Here is a 6,561-nt window from a genome sequence, read left to right as displayed (position 1 = left end):
AGCTTTTCCTCCAAGTCTCTTACCTCCAGTAAACGAATAATTCTAGTTTACTAGATGGTCTGTTAGATTGGCGAAAGTGTTCACGGCATCTCAGCGAAAACTGTCTGTTTTAGTATAGCGGTTACACATCTACAGCATTGTCGAAACCGCCAAAGAGAATCAATTAAATCCATTGAACTATTTAACCTATCTCTTTGAACACTTACCACAAATTGACTTAGATGATAAGGAAGCACTTGATCAGTTCCTTCCGTGGTCAAAGACCATTCCAAAGGAATGCCACATCCCTGCTAAAGTTAAATAAAGAATACACTAATGCCCACCTGAAAAATAGGTGGGCATTATTTGACGCTTACCGATATAACCTGCTCCACCAACTACTAATATCATCGTTTCCCCTCGCGATCATGCTTTTATATGTTAAAAGAAATAAAAGAACTCATCAGAAATAGATGAATTCTTTTATTTGGCACTCTAAATTTGAAATGATACTAATTTTTTAATAGGCATTTTTGTTGATAAAACCGTTTATTACAGTTTTCATAATAATTTTCACATCGAATAACAATGTCCAGTTTTCAATGTAGTAAATATCATGTTCTATTCGAGTTTTGATAGATGTATCACCACGTAGACCACATACTTGAGCCCAGCCAGTAATGCCAGGGCAAACTTGATGTTTGATCATATATTTTGGAACCTCTTCTTTAAACTGCTCCACAAAATATGGACGTTCTGGTCGGGGACCTACAACACTCATATCACCTTTCAACACATTAAAAAATTGTGGAAGCTCGTCTAAACTTGTTTTCCTAAGAAAGGTTCCAAACTTTGTTCGACGTGGATCATTTTCAATAGTCCATTGTGTGTTGGAAGCTATCTCAGGCATATGTTTCATCGAACGAAATTTATACATATGAAACGTTCGGCGATTTAACCCCACCCGTTCCTGTTTAAATAATACCGGACCAGGAGAAGTCAATTTCACTCCAATTACAATTACTAAAAGAAGCGGAGAAATTAAAATAATAGCAATCAATGAAAATGCAATATCGAATGCTCTCTTTAAGATGCGATTAACGATTTCATCTAAAGGAACATCTCGAACATTAATAATAGGTAGATCACCAAACTTCTCAAAATGAGGGCTGGCTGGTAAAATATCATAAAAATCAGGAACAATAGTAACCCTTACTCCCGCTTTCTCACAAATCGTAATGATTTGTTGATATTTTGGAAAAGCAGTTAAAGGAAGGGCTACAACTACTTCATCAATGATTTTTTCAGACAGTAATTTAGAAAGTTCTTTTAACTTACCGAGTACCGGTGTATCCAAATGACCATCTGACTGATAATCATCTAAAAAGCCGATAACTTCTAAACCGTATTCAGGATGCCTTGTTAAATTATACATATATCTTTTTCCAAGTGATCCAGCACCCAAAATTAAGACAAACTGTTTGTTAAACCCTTTACTTCTCAAGTTTCGTAAACTTTGTTTGATGACATATCGATAAACAATTGTAATAATAACGATTGTAGTAATATAACATGCTAAAAATAAACGTGAAATATCAACCGATTTAACGGTAAAAAGCACACTAAGTAGGATAAACATACTAACGATATTAACTTGAAATATTTTTGATATTTCGGTTGCAAACTTAGCTTTACGTTTCGGTGCATAAAGTCCGATTGTAAATGCTATCATTATATTAACTATTGTATAGACAAGGTTCCAAAGAAAATAGCTAAATATCGGTAAATGAGATTCTATTTGACCATCATCTAGTAAATAGAAACGCAACACCCAAGCTACAAAGAAAGAAACTTGGATAAATATAAAATCGGAGCCCATATATAATTGCGTTATAAAACGCTCTTTTCCTCTTATCAATTTCATCAACGACCTTTTCTAAAAACATTCGATACTACAGATAATGAAAGCTTCAAGGCAATCCCTGAGTAAACAAATCCATTAATCATCCTGTTATACTTTCTCGCAAAATGCATTTTGTGAAATAAAAACATAGCCCGGTGGAATTCATAAACGATTTTAAATGGTTTTTTTCGACTACTCGCCCCTTTATAATGGACGATGGAAACTTGCAGATTATAATAAATCTTCCAGCCTGCTTCTTTTATACGATAACACCAATCGATATCTTCTCCATACATAAAGAAAGTCTCATCTAGCATCCCAACCTCATTGATTGTTTCATCAATTGCAGCAATATAAAACATGCCATAAACTGCTGCTGAAGATGAAAAATAAACTTATCAATCCAGCTACCATGCATGACTTTTAGTAGTACTAAAGTCGATGAGACATTATTTTTTAGTACTTCTTTGGATTTTCTACGGATTCTTGAACAAGGCTAAATGCAGCAAGATGAACAACAGCATCAATTTTAAAGGTATGGAAGATTTTTTGAACCATATGAAAACACCTCGGCTGGGTTTCCAAAGTTAATCTGCTTGCCAGGTGCCGTCATGCGTGTAAAACCCCTTCAACGAAAATCGCTCGATCATCGACTGCCTAGCGATGTCCAGTACTTAAATTATCTAATACGACAACTTCATAGTGTTTTACTAGTTCTTTTACGAGATGATTGCCAATATAACTGACACCACCAGCTACTAAAATCATATAGTGACATCCCCAAACCTCGTATAAAAACATGATAGTGCTTGGCAAAATATTTTATATGAAATAAACTATCGCTCTATGAAACTCGTAGACGATTTTAGTAGGTTTTTTCCGACTGCTTGTCTCTTTATAATGAACAATCGAAACCTGAGGAACGTAATAAATCTTCCACCCTGCTTCTTTTATTCGATAACATCAGTCAATATCTTCGCCGTACATAAAGAATTACTCATCCAACATTCCAATCTCGTCAATCGTTTCTCTACGAACCATCTTAAATGCCCCAACTAAACAATCGATTTCATAGGTCTTATTCATATTTAAGTAGCTTTTATGATAACTATTGTATTTGGGACTTTCAGGGAATTTCTTTGCAAAGCCAGTCATGTAGTAAATAGATGCTTCTGGCGTTGGAAACTCCTCTATGACAGGCTTTGTCTAAAGAACCGTCTAGTAAAATGACTTCATACCCTGCTGCACCAGTAACCTCATCATTGACAGGGGAGTTTCAAGGACTATTGTATCAGAATTTAATAATAAAAGTAAGCGTCAAATAATGCTCACCTAAAAAACTAGGTGGTAAAACATATCCCTAAATTGTAACGTCAAATGCATATCATTTCTTAACAGGGGGATATTACAGAGCGAGTTGATATTAAAAATTTTTTAAAATCTTGTTGGAATGAATAAGCGTGGACGTAAAAAGATCAGCTAATGATTAACTGATCATTTCTTGCATATCCAATTGTAGAGATATGCCACCAAACTATTAAACTATACAATTAAATGAATACTTTTTTATTGCTTATTCTCTATAATTCTTCTCAAATCGCCAAGCATCTCGGCACATTGCAATAATATCGCGTTTCGCTTTCCAGCCTAGTTCTCTCTCTGCTTTTGAAGCATCTGCGTAGCATGTAGCGATATCCCCAAGTCTTTGATCCACGATTTCATAAGGGACTACAATATCATTCGCTGCTTCAAAAGCTTTTACTAATTCTAGTACACTTGTCCCTTTTCCAGTTCCCAAATTATATGTATGAACGCCAGCAGTGAGATTTTCCAGCGCCGCTACATGACCTTCCGAAAGATCGACGACATGGATAAAATCGCGAACTCCTGTGCCATCCACCGTAGGATAATTATTTCCGAACACACGCAATTTCTCGCGTTTCCTTTTTGCCACCTGCGTTATAAAAGGCATTAAGTTATTCGGAATGCCATTCGGTGCTTCCCCAATCAGCCCGCTCTCATGCGCTCCTACTGGATTGAAATAGCGTAAAAGTGATACAGAAAACCTAGGGTTAGCCCTCGCAATATCCGTTATAATCCGTTCACTCATGGCTTTCGTTTCACCGTAGGGATTCGTCGTAGGCAACAGATTCATCGTCTCCACAAACGGCACCTCATTATCCCCATAAACAGTGGCCGATGAGCTAAACACAAATCGATTAACGCCATATTCCAAGCATGCTCTCGTCAGAACCATTGTGCTAACCAAATTATTCGAATAATACAAAAGTGGATTCTCAACTGACTCACCGACCGCTTTCAAACCTGCAAAGTGAATCACCCCATCAAATTGATATCGTGCAAAAAGCGTCCGTACCGACACCTCATCCGTGACATCCAATTCGTAAAACACCACTTTCCGCCCTGCAAGCTCCTCGATTTTCCCAACGGTCGAAGCTTGACCATTGCTCAAATTATCTGCGATCACCACTGTATGCCCCGCTTCAAGTAAAGCCACACACGTGTGGGAGCCGATATATCCGACGCCACCAGTTACTAAAATGTTCATATCAATTACCCTTTCAATGGAGCGCATTTCTTTATTTTAAATATTTTCATGGTAAAACCTTGCAATAAATTTACGAGTTTCCTCCTCGAGAAGTTGTCGTTTGACTTTTTCCCCTTTTTATTTTCCCTAAATTTCCTACAAGATATTTCCCCAAATTAAACCTATTTAAAAAGTTCATAACCATCATAGAGCTTAAAACACTAAATATAAAAGTAAGAACAATATATAATGCTATTATAATTACACTACCTTTTTTTATTGGTACAAATAATTCAATAATTAATATAAAAATGGGGTGCAGTAAGTATATACCTATAGAGTATGAACTCATCCATTTAAAGAATTTTTTCTGTTGGTTATTAAATCTATCGCCGATACAAAAAATGAATATAACCATAGACAATGTATAAATTACGATGTCTATTCTTTTAGAACTGACAATTGATATGATGTCATTTATATGTATAAAATACATGAGAAGAACCGCAACTACGGGTAGTTGCATAATATAGTGTGAATTCTGTACAATAAACTTCTTAAAATTACTATAATATACTCCACTATAATAACCTATACAAAAATATATCAACCATGCTGGAAACAACATATAATAGCGTTCCCAAAGATAACTTAAACCAGTAATAGGCTCACTAAAATTAAAAAAACCTAAATACAATACATTAATAATTATACAAAAGGCAATTATATATTTAGGTTTAACATGGTTAGAAATGTATTTTACAAATAAGATATGCATTATATAAAATTGAAAAATGATTAATATAAAATAACCAATAAATTCTCCTAGAAATATACTTCTGACAAGACTAATACTAAATTGTCCAAGGTTACTAATAATATCTCCACTTTTAAATGTCCATATAATTGTATGAAGCAATGCCATAAAGAAGTAAGGAATAAGAATAAATTTAAGACGGTTTCTAAGAAAGTTGGTTTTGAGTGTATTTTTATATTTATACGATATAACAAATTCTGATATGAATATAAACACTGGTGTCCCGAACATTAAAAACATTTGAATATTTGTTAATATTTCTTTTGTATCGTAAGGAGTTTCCCAATAATTTAAAATTGAAGATATTGAATGGATAAAGACTATTGCAAGACATGAAACCGCACGCAATATATAAATTTCATCAACTTCCTTTAAAGTATCTGACTTTATATCTTCCTGTTTTTTCTGATTATTCTTTATAAAACATTTTACTTTTTTATAAAAATAATAAAAATATATAAAAACTAGAGTTAGAATTAATGTAAAACTAATAAGACAAAATATCATATTTTTAGAATATACCGGATTAAGATTTACATTTAACTCATAGAGATCGTTTTTTTTCGAATATAGGTTCAACTCATACTCTTTATCATTTACTATAACCCTTGCGCCTCCGGAATATGGATGTTGGGCAAATACTAGAAAGATGTTATCTTTGACGTATCCTTTCCACCTAAGGCTTGCTGGTTGTCCTTGGTATGACACAGGAACATCATGAACAATATCCCATCCTTCAGGTAAATCCTTTATTGTTTCCTCCTTTTTATCAGTTTCGAAATATTTCAACCAAACTTCTGTACCATTCGAATTTATGTCTTTTTCTCCTGTAGCTATTATTTCTATTGTTACCTCTTCAGGAACTTTAAGCGGCAGCATAACTAAAAACAAAAACATTATAACGCTAGTAATAAACATTATAATTAAAGATTTAAGAATATCCATTGTAACAAACTTAAAATGCAATTCTTTAACAATATAATAAAATAAAAAGGTTAAAGTTGATAATAAAAAAAATATGGAATACCATATTTCCCCTTTATAATTTATCTCTGGAAAAGATATATATATATATGAATAAGTAGTGCTAATAGCCAATAAAACAGCTATAAAGAAGTGTATTATTTTTATCATAAAGTAATTATTTATCTCCTATACATCTATTAAAGACTATATATTTATAGTACGATTTTCACTATGATTATTATATTTTTCATGCTTCCTTGTACGCACACAAGGAAGCACCGCCGAAGAACTTTAATTTACCTGTTGCTTAATTTTTATGTTGTACTCTACAACCCATACTACATTAAA

5 protein-coding genes and 2 pseudogenes are annotated in these 6,561 nt (G+C 33.6%); 1 reads left to right on the top strand and 6 read right to left on the bottom strand.

The features are described 5' to 3' along the window. Nucleotides 1-127: 127 nt before the first annotated feature. Nucleotides 128-304: pseudogene (locus tag FG383_RS03185) on the top strand (transposase domain-containing protein); the annotation flags it as partial. A gap of 195 nt (nucleotides 305-499) precedes the next feature. Here the strand turns inward: FG383_RS03185 and FG383_RS03180 are convergent. The 6 genes and pseudogenes from FG383_RS03180 to FG383_RS03155 form a co-directional block, all read right to left on the bottom strand. Beyond that, nucleotides 500-1,897 carry an undecaprenyl-phosphate glucose phosphotransferase gene (locus tag FG383_RS03180; RefSeq protein WP_142605406.1) on the bottom strand — a complete coding sequence of 466 codons (1,398 nt, stop codon included), beginning with the start codon at nucleotides 1,895-1,897 and terminating at the stop codon, nucleotides 500-502. A 5-nt stretch (nucleotides 1,898-1,902) separates the two neighbouring features. Further along, nucleotides 1,903-2,220, bottom strand: a pseudogene (locus tag FG383_RS03175) (glycosyltransferase family 2 protein); the annotation flags it as partial. Between the two features lie 118 nt (nucleotides 2,221-2,338). After that, complete coding sequence (locus tag FG383_RS21235; protein WP_246096830.1) at nucleotides 2,339-2,440, bottom strand: GDP-mannose 4,6-dehydratase; 102 nt, start codon at nucleotides 2,438-2,440, stop codon at nucleotides 2,339-2,341. A 99-nt stretch (nucleotides 2,441-2,539) separates the two neighbouring features. After that, nucleotides 2,540-2,650: an NAD-dependent epimerase/dehydratase family protein gene (locus FG383_RS21230; protein ID WP_246096827.1), complete on the bottom strand. Its 111-nt coding sequence runs from the start codon at nucleotides 2,648-2,650 to the stop codon at nucleotides 2,540-2,542. Between the two features lie 805 nt (nucleotides 2,651-3,455). Continuing rightward, complete coding sequence (gene galE / locus FG383_RS03160) at nucleotides 3,456-4,451, bottom strand: UDP-glucose 4-epimerase GalE (protein ID WP_142605399.1); 996 nt, start codon at nucleotides 4,449-4,451, stop codon at nucleotides 3,456-3,458. 70 nt (nucleotides 4,452-4,521) lie between these two features. Continuing rightward, nucleotides 4,522-6,381 (bottom strand): acyltransferase family protein, encoded by a 1,860-nt coding sequence (locus FG383_RS03155; RefSeq protein WP_142605398.1) that lies wholly within the window; start codon nucleotides 6,379-6,381, stop codon nucleotides 4,522-4,524. Nucleotides 6,382-6,561 lie beyond the last annotated feature (180 nt).

Source organism: Psychrobacillus soli (assembly GCF_006861775.1).
Lineage (GTDB): Bacteria > Bacillota > Bacilli > Bacillales_A > Planococcaceae > Psychrobacillus > Psychrobacillus soli.
Note: the sequence above shows the minus strand (reverse complement) of the source record. Positions and strands in the feature narration are given on the sequence as shown.